The 15,753-nt window shown below is 51.7% G+C and carries 16 protein-coding genes; 8 read left to right on the forward strand and 8 right to left on the reverse strand.

Annotated elements, in window-relative coordinates; translation table 11 throughout:
• Window positions 1-2 precede the first annotated feature (2 nt).
• The 4 genes from P8O70_09895 to P8O70_09910 form a co-directional block, all read right to left on the reverse strand.
• A complete protein-coding gene (locus P8O70_09895) occupies window positions 3-884 on the reverse strand; it encodes a metallophosphoesterase (protein ID MDG2197183.1) in 882 nt (293 codons plus the stop codon).
• 7 nt (window positions 885-891) lie between these two features.
• Entirely contained in the window at window positions 892-1,314 is a 423-nt protein-coding gene (locus P8O70_09900) for a hypothetical protein (GenBank protein ID MDG2197184.1), read from the reverse strand.
• Window positions 1,315-1,382: 68 nt separating this feature from the next.
• Window positions 1,383-2,102, reverse strand: coding sequence for an ATP-dependent dethiobiotin synthetase BioD (bioD, locus tag P8O70_09905; protein ID MDG2197185.1), 720 nt, complete (start codon window positions 2,100-2,102; stop codon window positions 1,383-1,385).
• Window positions 2,099-2,506: a hypothetical protein gene (locus P8O70_09910; GenBank protein MDG2197186.1), complete on the reverse strand. Its 408-nt coding sequence runs from the start codon at window positions 2,504-2,506 to the stop codon at window positions 2,099-2,101. The genes bioD and P8O70_09910 overlap by 4 nt, the downstream gene beginning before the upstream one ends.
• A gap of 109 nt (window positions 2,507-2,615) precedes the next feature.
• On the opposite strand from P8O70_09910, the gene P8O70_09915 reads away from it, so the two are divergent.
• The 3 genes from P8O70_09915 (at window position 2,616) to P8O70_09925 (ending at window position 4,664) form a co-directional block, all read left to right on the forward strand.
• Complete coding sequence (locus P8O70_09915; protein MDG2197187.1) at window positions 2,616-3,299, forward strand: tetratricopeptide repeat protein; 684 nt, start codon at window positions 2,616-2,618, stop codon at window positions 3,297-3,299.
• An 81-nt stretch (window positions 3,300-3,380) separates the two neighbouring features.
• The gene (locus P8O70_09920) at window positions 3,381-4,085 is read left to right on the forward strand and encodes a hypothetical protein (protein ID MDG2197188.1); all 705 of its coding nucleotides are present in this window, start codon (window positions 3,381-3,383) and stop codon (window positions 4,083-4,085) included.
• A gap of 147 nt (window positions 4,086-4,232) precedes the next feature.
• Window positions 4,233-4,664 carry an Hsp20/alpha crystallin family protein gene (locus P8O70_09925; protein MDG2197189.1) on the forward strand — a complete coding sequence of 144 codons (432 nt, stop codon included), beginning with the start codon at window positions 4,233-4,235 and terminating at the stop codon, window positions 4,662-4,664.
• Between the two features lie 81 nt (window positions 4,665-4,745).
• Here the strand turns inward: P8O70_09925 and P8O70_09930 are convergent, their stop codons facing one another.
• A complete protein-coding gene (locus tag P8O70_09930; GenBank protein MDG2197190.1) occupies window positions 4,746-5,126 on the reverse strand; it encodes a hypothetical protein in 381 nt (126 codons plus the stop codon).
• Between the two features lie 240 nt (window positions 5,127-5,366).
• Here P8O70_09930 and P8O70_09935 point away from each other — a divergent pair, with 240 nt between their 5' ends.
• Window positions 5,367-6,233 carry a DUF72 domain-containing protein gene (locus tag P8O70_09935; protein ID MDG2197191.1) on the forward strand — a complete coding sequence of 289 codons (867 nt, stop codon included), beginning with the start codon at window positions 5,367-5,369 and terminating at the stop codon, window positions 6,231-6,233.
• A 14-nt stretch (window positions 6,234-6,247) separates the two neighbouring features.
• Here P8O70_09935 and P8O70_09940 read toward each other — a convergent pair whose 3' ends face one another.
• The gene (locus P8O70_09940; GenBank protein ID MDG2197192.1) at window positions 6,248-6,928 is read right to left on the reverse strand and encodes a cupin domain-containing protein; all 681 of its coding nucleotides are present in this window, start codon (window positions 6,926-6,928) and stop codon (window positions 6,248-6,250) included.
• Window positions 6,929-6,961: 33 nt separating this feature from the next.
• Here P8O70_09940 and P8O70_09945 point away from each other — a divergent pair, with 33 nt between their 5' ends.
• Together P8O70_09945 and P8O70_09950 are read left to right on the forward strand one after the other, a co-directional pair.
• On the forward strand, window positions 6,962-7,639 hold the full coding sequence (locus tag P8O70_09945; protein MDG2197193.1) for an RluA family pseudouridine synthase: 678 nt from the start codon (window positions 6,962-6,964) through the stop codon (window positions 7,637-7,639).
• A gap of 159 nt (window positions 7,640-7,798) precedes the next feature.
• A complete protein-coding gene (locus P8O70_09950; GenBank protein MDG2197194.1) occupies window positions 7,799-8,491 on the forward strand; it encodes a hypothetical protein in 693 nt (230 codons plus the stop codon).
• Window positions 8,492-8,589: 98 nt separating this feature from the next.
• On the opposite strand, the gene P8O70_09955 is transcribed toward P8O70_09950, so the two are convergent.
• A complete protein-coding gene (locus P8O70_09955; GenBank protein MDG2197195.1) occupies window positions 8,590-9,213 on the reverse strand; it encodes a hypothetical protein in 624 nt (207 codons plus the stop codon).
• A 627-nt stretch (window positions 9,214-9,840) separates the two neighbouring features.
• On the opposite strand from P8O70_09955, the gene P8O70_09960 reads away from it, so the two are divergent.
• A complete protein-coding gene (locus P8O70_09960) occupies window positions 9,841-11,076 on the forward strand; it encodes a transposase (GenBank protein ID MDG2197196.1) in 1,236 nt (411 codons plus the stop codon).
• A gap of 75 nt (window positions 11,077-11,151) precedes the next feature.
• Here the strand turns inward: P8O70_09960 and P8O70_09965 are convergent, their stop codons facing one another.
• Window positions 11,152-14,907 carry a hypothetical protein gene (locus P8O70_09965; protein ID MDG2197197.1) on the reverse strand — a complete coding sequence of 1,252 codons (3,756 nt, stop codon included), beginning with the start codon at window positions 14,905-14,907 and terminating at the stop codon, window positions 11,152-11,154.
• 333 nt (window positions 14,908-15,240) lie between these two features.
• Between P8O70_09965 and P8O70_09970 the strand changes: the two genes are divergently transcribed.
• Window positions 15,241-15,561, forward strand: a complete 321-nt coding sequence (locus tag P8O70_09970) for a hypothetical protein (GenBank protein MDG2197198.1) — start codon at window positions 15,241-15,243, stop codon at window positions 15,559-15,561.
• Window positions 15,562-15,753 lie beyond the last annotated feature (192 nt).

Raw genomic sequence — 15,753 nt, forward strand, 5'->3', positions numbered from 1 at the left:
CCTCAGGCGCTTCGTGTAAACTGGTAGATTTCCTGACCCTGATCGTCGAAGTAGCGTACCGTGGCTTGGGTCGATGTCAGATGCATCCAGGCATAGCCATGACCAAGATGGAGAAAGATCTGGTGGGGGTTGGGTTTCTTAGCAGTGTGATTGAGTGGGCTTCCACCACCACCGGCAACTACCTGGTCAATCTCACCGATCTTGAGGTGTTCCAGCATGTGGTTGTGTCCAGATAGAAAGAACTGGGGTCCAGAACGCTCAATTAATAAGCGTTCAAGCCAGGTCACACCTCGATGTCTTCCACCCGTGGCCAACGGACGATGCCCACAAACCAGGCGCCAAGGTCGCTCTTTGCGTTTGAACAGTGTCCAGAGCGCACACAGTGTACAGGAGGTGTTGATGCATTGAATGTAAGCAGGACCAGCCACCAGTGAATAATTGACATTCGGCATGCGCCAGCGTTCGTTGCGTTCAGTATAGGCTACCTGAGGTCGCCACTTGCCCTGCAGATCATGGTTGCCAAGGATCGGATAGAAAGGCACCTGTTGGGGATACATCTCCTCGAATTTGCTGATCCATTGTGGATCATCAACGCTGGAGACACCATGCTGAATGAAGTTGTCTCCCAGCATCAGTACCAGATCACAGCCCAACTTGTCACAGGTGCGAGCACTGGCAGTGGCCACATCTTGCTGATGCTCATCACCTGAGCCAGTATCTCCGAGTAGCAGGATGCGAATTTCCTCTGCCTCAGGCTGTACGTCCCAATGCCCATCCTGATTGGGATTGGGGTTGAAACAGGCTTTCTTTTCAAGCAGTGGGGCCGTGAAATTCCAGGTCAGAGCCCCGGCAAGGGCTCCTGCGAAAAAGGTCAGTGCGGACATGCAACACTCAGTTGGAGGCCGTTAGTGGCCGGGCGCGAAATTCGTAGCGCAGGCGAACCTGCTGGTCACTGGAGTTGCCCCACATCAGGCAGTAGATCCGGGACTCCTTGGCTTCAAATGAGCCTTTCAGTGTGGTAATGGTTTGCTGTTCCGGGTAGAAGTCCTCTTTGCCAACATGGTAATGTACATTAAATACCAGTGGCTCCGAGGCTTCGAAAGTATAGTCCAGAAATTGACGAGCCTGCAATTGCACACATTTTTCGTAGGCATTGTTGGGTTGTAGGTTGATCGCAATCGATTCTTCCCCAGTCTCGCTCAAATTATGAGGAACCGCTACTCCTGGATTCTGGCTCTCATACCAGATGACAAAGAAGTAGAGGAAGGTACTGGTGGTGACAAAAATGATCAGATAGCGCTTGAATACGTCCATTGAGGTCCTGCCAAGAGCAAGCCGGCGGTATCCGGCTGGAAAAGTTCATAGAATCTGAAGTGAGGTGTTCAGACAGTAGGGCTGACTGGTGGAGGCAGCAACTGATCGAGAAAGGTCGTCTCCAGGTTGTCCGACAACCATGTGGCATTGCGACGATTTTCTTCGATCCTATAGGGGAGCAGGCCCAGCACGCGCAGGTCAAGTCGTTCTTCAAGCATCATCCATTGATACTGGAGCAGATCAGCGTTTAATTCGTTGGTTGTGTTGTTGAGAAGCAACTGACAGGAGATCCCAGCCTGCTGAAGTAGGGTGACTGCTTGTAGCGTTTGCTCCAGGCTCTCACGCCCGATTCCACTAACCCAGAGAATTCTGGCCTGCCATTGTTGCAGCAACTCCAGTCCGCTGTGCTTGGTGGTCCAGAGGCCCAACAATTCAGCAAGGCTCTCCATCAACACTGCATCAGAGCGTCTTCGTAACAACTCCAAACGCTGACTCAGTACTTTCTCGTCGACTTTTACACCGTCCCGTTGTGCTGCTAATAGTGGAGGCAAGTCTTCATTGAGCAAGTAGGGATTCAGCAGGTTGATGTGCTCCGACATGTTGGTGGCTCGGTGCAGGCGTTCCCCATCGCTATCGCTGTCCTGAATCTGATACCTGATACCATTGACATCCAGTGGTTTCCAAGCGATCACTCTTCCAAGATGTTGCTGCAGTAGGGAGACCAGGGCCACCGCCACAGAAGTCTTGCCAACCCCTCTAGCACCAGCTACGCAGAGCAGTGGGGTCATTTCTCTTCGGCACCAATGAAGACGAGTTCTTCCCGCAGTGAGTCCAACTTGCCAGACTCCTGTGATTTCAGTTCACCCATGATGTCTTGAACTGTTAGGTAGCGATCCCGCAGCACCACACGTCGGCTTTCCTTGCGAGCTTGTTGACGCTTCGCTTGTTCCAGATATTCAAAGGCGTTGATCGTCTTCCCTTCACGCTGTACCGTGATGGCGCGCACTTCCTCTTCGGGGAACTGTGCGTCGCGTGCCGCCTTGAGCAGGGTCTCCAGCTCGTTGAGGAAACGTTGCTCGATGCGGGCTGCCTCAGCTTCTTCCTCTGTCATGTTTTGAGCCTGTAGGGACGGAAGAGCAACGAAGCAACTCAGCAGTAATAATGCGGCGACAAACCAATTTCCACACTTCATCGTGCCTCCTTCAAGTATGGATTGTGCATGAGCAAGTGAACCTATCGTAATGAACCTATCGGCGAAAATGCCAGTGAATTTCCCAGACCATGCAAGGGATACGCAAGTCATGCCCGCAACCTCATTCCCACGTTTTTTGTTCCGCTGGATCATCTTCCCGATGATGATGCTCAGTGGCTGTAGTTCTCCCGAAACCCCGACCCCTCGCTCGGCTTTGAATTATTTCCGTGATGGCAACACTGCTTACCAAAAGCGGGACTATCCAACAGCCATCTGGAACTACCGTCAGGCCATTGTGCTGGATGATGAGACACCAAGCTTCTATTACAATTTAGGATTAGCCTATTTCCAATCAGGAGACTACGAACGAGCTCTGGATTCTTTTGAGAATGTACTGGAGATCGAGCCTGATCAACCAGACGCTCATTACAATACGGCACTGGTCTATTACCGAATGCGCAACAGTGACAAAGCCAATCGTCACTATAATCGCTACCAGATCCTAATCCAGCAGCAGTCTCCTAAAGATCCAAAACCAGTTGCCAAGACAGAGGCGCCAACTCCATCTGCACCTCAACGACCAGTCTCAGCAGCTGGGAGGCCGGCAGCTATGGTAGCTGCTGGAGCGACACCTCCACCTGGTATGATTCAGCAAGTCAAACAGCAGCTCCAGCAACAACTTAACGCTAATCCAGGAGCACAGACTGGCCAGCCTGCTCGACAAATGAATACTTCGATCCGACGTCCAATACCGAGTGGTCCAGCCAAGACCTCCATACCAGGTTGGGATTGAATAATGGCCTCAGGGCAACGCTCCATTCCTACTGTTCATCTATCCCAGACCTAAACGTCTGCGCTTCTTCTGGAATCAAAGATGCTGCGTCGACCAGCCCAACCAGGTGCAATCTTCCAACAGCAGCAGGATCGCCAGCTACCTGCAGCAACCTCTCAACTGCTCCAACTCTGTCAATTGCTCTATCAGCACGGCTTCTTCTTCGAAGACTGCCAGCTCGCAGAGTTAGAACGCTGTGAACAAGTCCTGCAGCGCTTTTTTGGTCTGAATCTTTCCTGGTGGCCACAGTTGGCGCCCCGACCGCGACTGCAGCAGTTTCTTGATTTTGCAACACGTTCCCGATGGGATGCCCAGACGGCCCAACAACAACTGCAGCGCAAGATTCGTCGCGTTTTTCAGCAGCTGAATCAGAATGCTCCTCAACCACAGACGCTGCGCCGCAACCTGATTCAGAGTAGCCAGGGTCGTCCAACTCCACTCCTCATTGATTTTCTGACTTTCCTTGAGAGCTATCACCGCCTTGTCCTGCAGGGAGATACGCAGTCGATTGTCGATGAGGAAGAAGAAATCCCTGACCGCCAATACAGTGTCCGCGATATCCTCAAGCTGCGGCGGCAGATGGAAGAGCGGCTGGAACAACGCGCCTTCGTCAAGTCAATTGTCTCCCAGATCAGTCGCCAGCAAGGTCTGCGTGAGGGAGATTTCCTCAACCCAACTACCCGCCGTCAGCTCTTCCGAGAGAATCCTAACCAGCCCAAGGAAGATCCTGATCGCCTCATTGATTGACCAGTCATTGAGCAATTTGCTCACCTAGTGAAAAAATTTTCTTGACAGCTTGTTAGCACTCTATTAAGTTGAGTGCTAACAAACAACGGAGCACATCAAAATGGTTTGAATGCTCCTCGAAATGTTTCCTCTTTTCAGGAGAGCAGCATGTACCCTGTCACCGTTCGCAACAGCACTGTTCCATTCCGCAACCTCATGGAAGAATTCTTTGGTGAGTCCGCTTGGCCAGAAGTTTTTGGAGAAACAGCCACACGACGTTTCTCACCTGCACTGGATCTGCAGGAAGATGAGACCACCTACCAACTTCAGGTCGAGCTGCCGGGGTTGAACAAGGAAGACGTGAAGATTTCCTTGAATGGGCGAGTGCTAACGATTCAGGGAGAGAAGAAGAGTTCTCATGAAGAGAACCGAGAAGGTGTGTTGCGTGTAGAGCGCAATTACGGCAATTTTCAGCGCCAGATTCAGTTGCCACAGGCAGTGGCCATGGAAGGTAGTCATGCCGAGATGAAGGATGGAGTGCTGCACCTGCGTCTGCCCAAGCAGCAGCAGGCCGAGATGCGCCAAATCCCGATCAACTGAGTCGGTGCCACGGTGGGCTGATGAATGAAGCATCGGCCCCACTTGGGGGTCAGTGTAGGGCTGGCCCCCTCTGCTTACAGCTTATTTTTTTGGCTTACCAAGATTGCGAATCTTATCTCGCACGTCACTCAGCAAGTCCAGCATGGTTGCCGAGGGAATCCCATCGGGCCAATCCATAAAATGCAAAAAGTATTTTTGCAAAATATCCTTCCGCAGACCACGTTCTCGCCAGATCGCATGAATTCCACTAACATCTGGAGAGAGAGGTCGTTCGTCCAAGTCCTTTCCCTGTAGAAACTTGAGAACGCTGTCGGGGTAATCAAGAATCATATTGCGTGAGGTTTCTTCGGTGATTGGACCCTTGCCAAAGACGATATCGTTCTCATCGGGTAGGCTATTGATCCGATACCCTTCTGGCTCTGGCATGCTTTCACGCATCTCTGGTGTCAATGTGTCTGCCATTCTGAATCTCCTGGAATCATAAGTATTCGACCGCAGATCAAATAGCGGCTCAAGATCACAAGTGTAACGAGGGAAAGAATCGGTCGCAAGTGACTGTGTGCAGTAGTTTTGAACGCATTCGACTTCCTACTTGATCCCTGGTATGCCGCCTTCTAAGATGCAGCGAAGATACGCAATCGCTCTGCCATTCATCCTGGTACCAAGCTTCAAATCTAGCATTTCTCTCGGAAAAGCCACTGGATGCACTATTTTCTTGGATGTCCGGAGTGGTCACGCCCTGAATGGAAGGGCAGCCTGCTTCCAACACGAACCCGACCTGCAGATTTTCTATTGGGCTACGCTCGGGTCTTCAACACGGTGGAGGGCAACACCACCTTCTACGCATTGCCTCGCCCAGATGTCGTTGAGCGTTGGAAAGAGTCAACCCCACCCGACTTCCGCTTCTGCTTCAAGTTTCCCCGTAGCATCAGTCACGACCGCAAATTGGAAAATACAACCGAATTGACAAGGGAATTCTTCCAGCGGATTGCTCCCCTGGAGGAACGAATTGGCCCGATTCAACTGCAACTTTCTGCAGATTTTGGCCGCAACCGTTGGCCACAGCTTCAACAATTCCTGCTCCAATTGCCTTCAGACTTTCGCTACGCTGTGGAGGTGCGCAACCTAGCTTACTTCGATGAGCTGGAAACAGAGCAAGAGTTGGATACGTTTTTGCGCCAACACCGGATGGCTCGGGTGCTCTTTGACACCCACAAGCTGATGGCTTCTCAGCAAAACGACTCCGCTACTATCGAGGCAAAGCGCCGCAAGCCCAAGGTGCCCGTGCGCTTCACAGCAACGAATGAGCTGCCGCTGCTGCGCTTTGTCGGGGATCCCCAAAATGATGTCAATTATCCAGTTTTACGGGATTGGGCCCAGAGAGTAGCCAATTGGATGCGCCAAGGTTTCACCCCCTTCATTTTTCTGCACACCCCAGATGACATACTTGCTCCTCAACTTGCGCGAGATTTCCATGGCTTTCTGCAGGAACAGCTTCCGGAGTTACCGCCTCTACCCGATTTTGCTGGGGAAGTCCTTCAACCTGGTGAGCAACTGAGCTTGTTCTGAGGAGACAATGCCCATCAGTTTGGCAACGGCAGCACCGGGGCCACCAAGTGTCCAGACTTCAAATAGAGCAGGGCCCCGTTTGGACCAATCTTTGGAGAGTGGCTGGAACCGGGAGGGCTGCGTAGCCAGCTCCCCTTGGAGTATTTGCCGTGCTCATCGGAGAAGACGCCCTCCAGCACAAAAATCTCTTCTCCACCTGGATGAGAGTGAATCTGTACTTGTAGGTCTGGCTCCAGGCGCATCAGCACGGTTCGGACGCCTTGAAACTCATGAAGAAGCTGAATTTGGATGCCTTCCTGACGTCCAGGGCCCCAGCTGCCCTGTTCGGTGTGTTGACAGACGGTTTGTGTGTCACCGGGGTTGAACTGCCAGAGCTTGACGAAGATGATGCAGCCCGGTTCCGAAAAAGGAGTGTGAGTGGTACCAGGTGGATTTCGCAGGTAGCTTCCTGGTGGATAGTGCCCATGCTCATCGGAGAAGACGCCCTCCAGCACAAAAATCTCTTCACCACCTCCGTGCGTGTGGGCTGTGAAGTAACTACCGGAAGCATAACGCACAATGCTCGTGGCTCGCGCAACTTCTTCTCCCTGGCGGTCCAGTTGGTGTCGCTCCACGCCAGCGGCCGGTGAAGGCGACCAGGGCATTTGTTCGGTGTGCAAGATCACTCGCTGTGAAAAATCAGTGTGCAGTTCCATATTTTTCGTTCTCACTAAAAAGTGCAGGTCTCCTTGAGCTTTACGCCTCAATTGTTGTTTGAAGACAACCATCTGCTGGTCATTGAAAAACCGATAAACCTACTCTCTCAGGCAGATCACAGAGGCAGTCCAGACCTGTTGAGTCTGCTCAAGGACTGGATCAAGCAACGTGACCAGAAACCTGGCCAGATTTTTTTGGGACTGGTGCAGCGCTTGGATCGCCCTGTGGGTGGAGTGATGGTCTTTGCCAAGACCTCCAAGGCAGCTTCCCGATTGGCAGATCAGGTTCGTCAACGGACTTTACAGAAAACCTACCTGGCTGTGGTGGCCGGTGTGGTCGATCCCCCTGAGGGAACACTCACTGATTGGCTGCAGAAGGATCATCACAGCAACACCGTTCGGGTCGTTGAATCTGGAGCCTCCCAGGCCAAGCAAGCGATTCTCCACTATGAGCGGACTGCTGTTCGTGCAAACAAGAGCCTGCTACGCGTTCAATTAGAAACCGGACGCTCTCACCAGATTCGGGTGCAACTGGCACATTGTGGACATCCCCTCCTGGGCGATCACAAGTATGGTCAAGCTCGCAATTTATTGGGGCCTGCGCTCTGGTCACATCAACTACAACTCCAGCACCCGACTCTTCGTGAAACTCTACACTTCACCAGCCCTCCGCCACAGACCAAGCCTTGGCAGGATTTTGAATTAGTTTAGCGCATTCTCTCTGGTCAGCAATACGTAGGATTATTCCCACGCATCATTGGAGTGGTGTGAAGCAGGATAGCTCAACTGTTGATATCGATAGAACAGATGTTGTAACTTGATGGATGGTAAATTCTTCTTCGATTTGTGCAGCAGAAAATTTTGTGCTGCATGAGTAACCATGCGGATGGTATGGACACAAATAGAAAAAGAGAAATGATTAATCAAATATCAACAAGAATTCTATGCACTAGCATTGGGGTTTTATTGTTATCCACAACCACGCCATTAAATTCCAATGCTTCCTCATTAAACGACAAGGATTTTCAAATCCAAGCGATTGTACTCTCAAATCTAGGTCCTGGGCTTAGTTTCAGTTACAGATTCAATGAAAACCTATGGCTCAGTCTTGAAGGTCAAACTTTAGCTGGAGATATGTCTGAAGATTCAAATGATGGTTTGGCTACTGAAAAATCAGGGTTTGATAGTCAGACCTCCTATCTGAATATCAGATACTACCTTGCATCTGTGGATGGTTTGTTTTTCCAAACTGGATTGATCAACAGGGATTGGGAAGCGAAGAAGGAGATATACAGCAAGCAGAATGGTGAAAGAAAGGCTGTTTACAGAGTAGATTATCCAGAAGATGGATATAATCTTGGAATTGGTAAAAACTGGACTTTCAACAGTGGGCTGACGACATCAATAACTTTTGTCAGATTAATCACTGGTGAACCATCGATAAACTATGAACTTGGAAATAATTGGGAATGCGAAAGCGCTTGTCAGGCAGATTTTGAGAGCGATGTAAATAAGTATTCCCCAAAAAATGTACTGTTTTTAAGTGTTGGTTATAGTTTCTAAATCACAATGAGCGTCCTCTTTATTTTTACCAATCCAACAACAAAACTCTTCTCCAATTCCTGCCAATTTTTCGGGTCCCAACTTCTGAGCATTGTCTTCTACGAAAACCTAATGGCTCCTTCATCAAGCCATTTCCACAAGACCAGGCAGGCTGTACTGCGATAAGGCCGCCACGGTTGAATGATGGCCTCTATTTGTGGTTCACTCAGCTCTTCTTCCTCGTACAGCAGTCGGATCGCTTTTTTCAGACTGACATCTCCCCAGACAAAGACATCCGGATGGTGGAGGTAAAACAGCGCAAAGATGCTGGCGCTCCAGATGCCAATGCCCTTAAATCTTTGTAGTGTTTCCAGCACGTCTTCAGAAGACATTTCCCTCAGCTCTTCAATCAGGTCAGGCTGCTCTTCAAATGCTTGGGCGATCAGCGTGATGTACCGCGCCTTGACGTTGGAAAGTCCACAGGTCAACAGTTCTTCCTTGGAAGAGTTGAGAACCATGGCAGGCGTGATGACGGAATCCTCAAACTTTTGCTTCAACCTGCGATAGATGGTGTAGGCCGCAGCGCTGGAGAGCTGCTGTCCGGCAATGATGCGAATCAACGACTCAAAATTGGCCTCTCGTGGTTCTGGAGGTTGTGGTTGCAGGTGCTGGATCACTACTCGCAGAACTGGATCTGACCCTAAAAGGTGCTGCAGTCCTCTGTCAAAATACAAGGTGCCCACGCTGAATTTCTCTGGTTATCAGTTTTTGGTAAGTGTGGATGCCGGCTCCTTTGAGGAGCTATGGGATGCAAAGATTTTTTATGATGATCCTTTGACAGAGTAGTTGGATTTTTCAAGCTTGCTGACTTTTTCTGGAGTGAACCGACATCTCTGTTTTTTTCACTGACCCTTGAGTTCAACCTACTGGACCTATGCCTAAAAAAATGTCTCTGCGTCAGGAAAGTTCCCAGTTGGAGAGCTGAGATCGCTTTGAGAAGCTGAAAAACTCCTACCCAAAGTTCTGAGAACCTTTGCCGATTCGCAAGTAAGTTTGGATTCAATGAGGCCTCAAAAATCCTCGCCCATTGGCAGATCGTCGAGTCCGCACTGCTTTGAAAAACCCTCGCCCGTTTTGGGAGAGGGGGGACCACGTCAGTGGTGGGTGAGGGATTGATCTGAACGGAAAAACGAGGAAATTGAGCAGTTTGAAGTAGCCCCTCATCCAGCCTTCAGCCACCTTCTCCCTGATGGCATAAGTATCTACACAACTCTGAGTCCATCGATTTGAAAGGAAGAGGATGCTAAAAAAAACTCACCAACTTAGATGCACGTCTTTGTCGTCGCTATGAGCAGCTGGTCACCGAGAGCATGAATGCGAGTGAAGCCCTCAGTGCGGGCCTCAAGGCCATCCCGAACAAAATCAGTAGTTTCGCCAGCACGCAGGCGGCTTGGCGGTTTTATAAAAATGAAGCCGTCACGCTGAGCAAACTGCAAGAACCCCTGACGGCAGCGGCCCACGCTGGGATCCAGCAACAGTGTGGCGCATATGCCTTATGCGTCCATGATTGGTCGAAACTACGTTATCGGCATCGCAACAAGCCCGATATTTATCCAAGGACACATCCCGACGATCTGGGCTACGAGTTACAAACCAGCTTGATCCTCAGCGATCAAACGGGAAACCCGATCGCACCGGTAGCCCAACTTCTCATCAGCGCAGACGGGAGTTACGCTACCTATGGTGACGATGGCCCGCCAGAGCCGTTGGTGCAGAATCATTTGGACGAAGTGAGTGATTGCATCGCGCACCTCGAACAACAAAACTTCACCCGGCCTTTGGTTCATGTGATGGACCGCGAAGCCGACTCCATTGGCCATCTGCGCCGCTGGGAGGCCGAGGGTACTCACTGGCTCGTGCGCGCCAAGGGCAACCCCACCGTTGAGCTGCAAGGCACGTCGATGGCCTGTAAGGCCGTCGCAGGCAAGCTCGAATATCGTCAGGCGCACCCAGTGACCGACGAGGAACAAAAACGTCAGCTATGGATTGCCGAAGCCGAGATGACCCTTCGTCGGCCAGCCAAACCCTATTCAAAGAACGGCAAAAGAACGCTCGTTCCGGGGCCCCCGGTGACGGCTCGCCTGGTGGTATCTCGCATCTTGTCCGACCTCGGAGAGGTCGAGGCCGAATGGTTGTTGCTGAGCAATGTAAAAGACATCGATGCCTCGACGCTTGCGCTTTGGGATTACTGGCGCTGGAAAATCGAGACGTTCTTCAAACTCATGAAATCGGCTGGACACCAACTGGAAGCGTGGCAACAGGAATCGGCCCTAGCAATTGCCAAACGCTTATTGGTTGCCAGCATGGCTTGTGTGACCGTCTGGGCCATTGCTGCCGACGAAAGCCAGGAGGTTGACGAACTCAGAGGGTTTTTGGTTAAACTTAGTGGACGACAAATGCGACATCAGAAGACCGTCACCCATCCGGCTTTATTGGCTGGACTCTGGGTGCTGCTCTCCCTGTTCGAACTCATGCAGAGTTATTCTCCACACGAACTAGAGCGTTTTCGAAAAACCGCTCAAAACCTCTGCTCCAAGGATGTGTAGATACTTATGCCCTCAGGGAGAAGGAAGGCTTAGGGCAAAGGCTCCGGTCAGGATGCAGTGAGTACGAGACTTGGCTCAGGGGGCTTGGACATTACCCACTGGTGAGGAGAGTGATGAATTATCGGACAGATTCACTGCACGGACGGCATAGTTGAAATAATCCCCTGACGTTAGTGATGAGTCGAGATGATTGCTGGGACTCACGCTGATCTTGTTGTCATTCAGATCCACCACGGTCGGGCTCACGGTAGCCCCACCCAAATCTCTCCGATAGATTTCATAGCTCGCCAGCTCGTTGCGTGACAAGGCGTCCCAGTTGAGCTGGATCTCCCCGGTAGCCCCCTGGGTGGCCGTCAGGTTCTGAGGCACACTTGGGGTGTTGACCAATGGAGACCAGTTGGTCCAGGAGCCGTTGTCATTGGTGTTGAAGCGCAGCAAAAACGATTCTCGGCTGAAGTTCTCCGTATTTTGATAGGTCTGCTCAGCAACCTTGCATCCTGACGAATCGTAACTATCGATTGTAAACGACTTGGGAAGAGGGGTGCCGCCATTGGTCCATGCAAAAATATTAATCAGCGCGGCAGCGTTGCCATCAGGCAGGACCGAGGAAAAATCACCCCAACTACCAGATCCAGATCCACTGTAGTTTCCTCTGATGTTACGCCCACTCAGGCGAGTTCCAAAGTTTGAAGAGATGTCAAATTTGAACATCCCCATAGGAGAAGCATTCACACTCTCACACATCAGCCAGATAGCGCTCTCATCTGGGGTTACTGCCATCGAATGGCATGTGAGGGGTCCAGCGGGATTGCCTCGATACTCCATTCTACCCTGATCTACTTTAACATTGTTGAACCCACCGCTCGAGCATCCTTGCTGAGACGCGAGATAAAAATTCGGTTCTTGGTTTTCAACTACGGTTCCATCACCAGCTAACTTTTTGAGTCTAACCTTAGATTCTATTGTAACATTGTCATCACGGTAATTGACAAGAAGTGTGGAGTTATCTCGGAGAGCATGGACATGTACCCCACTTCCATAACTTGTATTTTTTCTGTAATAAACACCGGTGTCATGTGCCCAGGCAAAACTCCCATTGTCCAGGAATTTTGTGATGATTATTCTATCTCTAGCATTTGCATCATAATTATCATGCTGGGTAAACGTGAAGTTATCACCCAAGCTTGGATCACCAAAAGTCACCGTATAATTGTCGGTACAACCAGGGCTGCAAGAATAGGGTCTACTAGATCCGAATGCGATCACCACAGATCCATCGGGAGAGACATCCAGTAGATTTGGACCCGGACCGGTTTCAATTGCCCATCCACGGTCAAGTGTTTGGTCACTTTTACCCTTCACGGACTTCACACTATGTGTATTTCCTGAAATTAACTTCACCCAAACCCAATTACCCGCTGAATCCAGCTTCCCCAAAAATGCGGCGTTGTTATTAGGGGCAATATTGGAGTTACTGTAGTTTGCGAAGCTCAGCGTTACGTTATCCGTCGCGGTTGGAAAGACCAGATCCGTATAGTGTTGCAGCCATCCTAAGACGAAAGAACCGCCATCTGGTGCCAAAGCGATCGCTTCGACTGCCGAGTGGGCACTGACATGCATATAATTGCCGTTATCACCCGTAAGACCGGAAGCAGCGGTTCCAGCCGCTACTGAGCTGGCCCAAAGCAGCTTGCCGTCCTTGTCCAGTTTCCCAACAAAAGCGTTCGTCGCACATAAATCCTGCAAGGCATCACCATCATCAATGCAGGGATAAGTAATGGTGTTTCCTGACTTATCGTTAGCCTTGAAATTCCCTGAACCTCCCTGAGCCCGACCCGCCATCAGGACGGAACCGTCCGGCAGTGCTGCCAGCTCCGAAACAAGGAAGCCTCTATAAACGTAAGTACTATAACCTCTGTGACCCCGGTCTGGTTGCCAGACCCAGGACCAGTTACCGTTCTCCGTTTTGGCAACCATGAAGCCTTTCTTACTAACTGTAAGGTTGCCAAGACTGTATGGCGCGAAAGTAAAACCGGAGGAGGCAGCCCACTCCCCGGTAGCGACAGCGGATCCATCGGGATAGAGTTCCACGTCATTAAAACGTAAGCCGTTTGCAGATCTGACTACGTTTGCGACGACAGGGGTGGCGCTGACGATCGTGGAGTTGGCGCTGCTGCCCCCACCACCATTGGCCACGATGTAGTAGGAGTAGCTACTGCCGACGCTCAGAGCCGTCCCATTGTCCAGCGTGGTGCTGGAGTAGGAGGTTCCGGTGACCGCCGGGCTGAGCGGGTTGAAGGTGATGTTATCGGTGGAGATGTAGATCGTGTAGTTGTCTGCACCACTGACAGCACTCCAGGACAAGTCCACCTGTCCGGTGCCCATGCCAACAGTTGTGCTCAAGCCGGATGGAGTTGGCACCAGCGGAGTGGCATTGTCTGGAGTGGCCACGGGAGAGCGACCTCCGCTGTTGTTGGCCACCAGGGTGAAGCCGTGCTGGAGGCTGTTGGTCAGGTTGGTCACCGAGTAGCTGGTGGGACTGGTCGAGGTGGTGGTGTAGGAGCCAAGGTAAGTGCTGGCATTGTCCGGATCAATCGTCAGGCTGGTGTTGTCGGTCCAGTAGATCGTGTAGTTGTCAATGTTTTCGGAGGAGCCACTCCAGCTGAGGTTGACCTGACCAGCAATTGTAGTGGGGACCACTGCACTCAGGCCTCCGGGCGCAGAGAGCCCGACGTTGCTATCGACACTGGTCACCGTGAAGCTGCTGCTGAGGCCCTCGACCTCATCGCTGTTGTCGGTGGAGTCAAAGGACAGGTTGATGGTGATTGGCTTGTCGCCATCACTGGGCAGGTAATCCTGCACACCAGTCAGGGTGATCGTTTGGGACGACGAATAGTTCCCGCTGGGGCCTCCGGTAAAGAGCAGGGTCGTCGGAGAGATTGTGACCTCGCTGGTGTTGGCTGAAGTGAAGGTGACCGTGACGTTGCCGTTGGGCTGCTGGATGAGGGCAAACCCGGTAGTGTTGTCGGTGCCTTCGACGACCGTGACGTTGCTGGGAGAAAGCGTGAAGGCGGCTGCCGGAGAGCCGCTGGCCTCCGTGGCGGCAGCGCTGCTGCCAGTAGAGTTGTTGGCCACCACCGTGAAGTTGTAGGTCTGGCCGGCGGTCAGGTTGTAAGCGGTTACGCTGGTTCCCGTGACGACCGTGAAGTTGTCGTAGGTGCTGGCATTGTTTGGATCGATGAGCCCAGTAGCGGTGCTGTTGTCCACCCAGTAGATCGTGTAGTTGTCAGTGCCGTTGGTGGCGTTCCAACTGATGTTCAGTTGCTGATCGGTACTGCCCAAACCAACAGTCAGGTTGTCGGGGATGGCTGGAGCCAAGCCGGAGCATTCCGAGTAGGCCAGACACTTGTCCATTACCTCATTCTGAGTCAGAGCCCTGCCGTAGACCTTGAACTCATCAATGTAGCCTTTCCAGTGCCATGCTTCTCTGCGGTTCGTTCCAATCTTGAGTGCGTATAGTGGGGTATCTGCCTGGGACCCAGTTTTTTTCAAATCCCCATCCACATAGATTTCAACGGTGTCGTTATCGTGCTTGACGTAGGTAGCCTGAGTCCAATCATCTGCATTGTATTGATAGCTCGTCATCACTTCACGGTCGCTGTTGTCAGCGCCTTTAGCTGCTCGCCATCTAATTTTTCGATTATTATCTACATCCAGTTGCCAGCTCCAGATGTTACTGTCATTGCCGGTATCGGGAATGTAGCGCGAGGACATGAAGGAGGCATAGTTGGAATTGGGCGTATCCGCATCAGCGCGGAACCAGAAGCTCATCGTGAAGTTGCCGCTGGCAAAGAGGTTGCCCGTGGTATTGTCGTTGAGATTGTCGTTGTGGGCATAACCGGAGCTTGAATCGAAGTAACCGGCCAGGCCATCGCTACATCCGGCTGGGAAGCGAATTGTTCCTCCGGAATTTGACAGGTGATACGGCCAGGCGCTAGCTGAGGCCGTTCGACCGTTGGCCGGGCTGGAGTCATTCAAATCACCCTGGAAGTCATAATAGGCCAGCAGATCCGGATCGGTATCCCCGTTATAGCTCGGAGTACAGGAGAAGGCCGTCGGTCTCCCGGTAACGGTGCTGGAGAGTCCGGAGGAGACGCTGCCGAGGTGAGCAACAATGCTGTAGGTGTACGTAGTGTTCGCCGTCAAGCCCCCGTGCACATAAGAAGTTGCTGTCCCATCGCTGATGGTGATGTTGTCACTGCTGGTGGTGGGGGTAGAGCCATTGGATGTGTAGTGGATCGTGTAGCTGCTCATTCCAGCTGGGCCACTCCAGTTGAGCGTCACTTGCTGATTCCCTGCCGTAGCACTTGTAATGGTAGTTGCGCCCTTTCCACTGTCGGTAACATTCACCGCAAAGGAGCTGCTCTGCCCATGAATCCCATCGGTAGTGTCACTGGAGCTGTAGGAGATGTTGACGTTGGTTGACTGGGTCCCATCGACGTTAAAGTCTTTGACTCCCGTCACCGTGAAGTTCTGAGGTACATTCCAGTTAGCTGGAGTAAAGACCAGGTTGGTCGGAGAGACCCCCAACTCGCTGCTGTTGTCACTGCTCAGCGTCACTGTCACCGTTCCATTGGGTGCCGAAGTCAACACAAAGGTGCTGCTGTTGTTACTGCT

Source organism: SAR324 cluster bacterium (genome assembly GCA_029245725.1).
Classification (GTDB): domain Bacteria; phylum SAR324; class SAR324; order SAR324; family NAC60-12; genus JCVI-SCAAA005.

Excerpts from the sequence above, each read along its gene's own strand:
- P8O70_09895 (MDG2197183.1), bottom strand. The coding sequence starts at position 884 with ATGTCCGCACTGACCTTTTTCGCAGGAGCCCTTGCCGGGGCTCTGACC.
- P8O70_09900 (MDG2197184.1), bottom strand. The coding sequence starts at position 1,314 with ATGGACGTATTCAAGCGCTATCTGATCATTTTTGTCACCACCAGTACC.
- bioD (MDG2197185.1), bottom strand. The coding sequence starts at position 2,102 with ATGACCCCACTGCTCTGCGTAGCTGGTGCTAGAGGGGTTGGCAAGACT.
- P8O70_09910 (MDG2197186.1), bottom strand. The coding sequence starts at position 2,506 with ATGAAGTGTGGAAATTGGTTTGTCGCCGCATTATTACTGCTGAGTTGC.
- P8O70_09915 (MDG2197187.1), top strand. The coding sequence starts at position 2,616 with ATGCCCGCAACCTCATTCCCACGTTTTTTGTTCCGCTGGATCATCTTC.
- P8O70_09920 (MDG2197188.1), top strand. The coding sequence starts at position 3,381 with ATGCTGCGTCGACCAGCCCAACCAGGTGCAATCTTCCAACAGCAGCAG.
- P8O70_09925 (MDG2197189.1), top strand. The coding sequence starts at position 4,233 with ATGTACCCTGTCACCGTTCGCAACAGCACTGTTCCATTCCGCAACCTC.
- P8O70_09930 (MDG2197190.1), bottom strand. The coding sequence starts at position 5,126 with ATGGCAGACACATTGACACCAGAGATGCGTGAAAGCATGCCAGAGCCA.
- P8O70_09935 (MDG2197191.1), top strand. The coding sequence starts at position 5,367 with ATGCACTATTTTCTTGGATGTCCGGAGTGGTCACGCCCTGAATGGAAG.
- P8O70_09940 (MDG2197192.1), bottom strand. The coding sequence starts at position 6,928 with ATGGAACTGCACACTGATTTTTCACAGCGAGTGATCTTGCACACCGAA.
- P8O70_09950 (MDG2197194.1), top strand. The coding sequence starts at position 7,799 with ATGAGTAACCATGCGGATGGTATGGACACAAATAGAAAAAGAGAAATG.
- P8O70_09960 (MDG2197196.1), top strand. The coding sequence starts at position 9,841 with ATGAATGCGAGTGAAGCCCTCAGTGCGGGCCTCAAGGCCATCCCGAAC.
- P8O70_09965 (MDG2197197.1), bottom strand. The coding sequence starts at position 14,907 with ATGAGCTTCTGGTTCCGCGCTGATGCGGATACGCCCAATTCCAACTAT.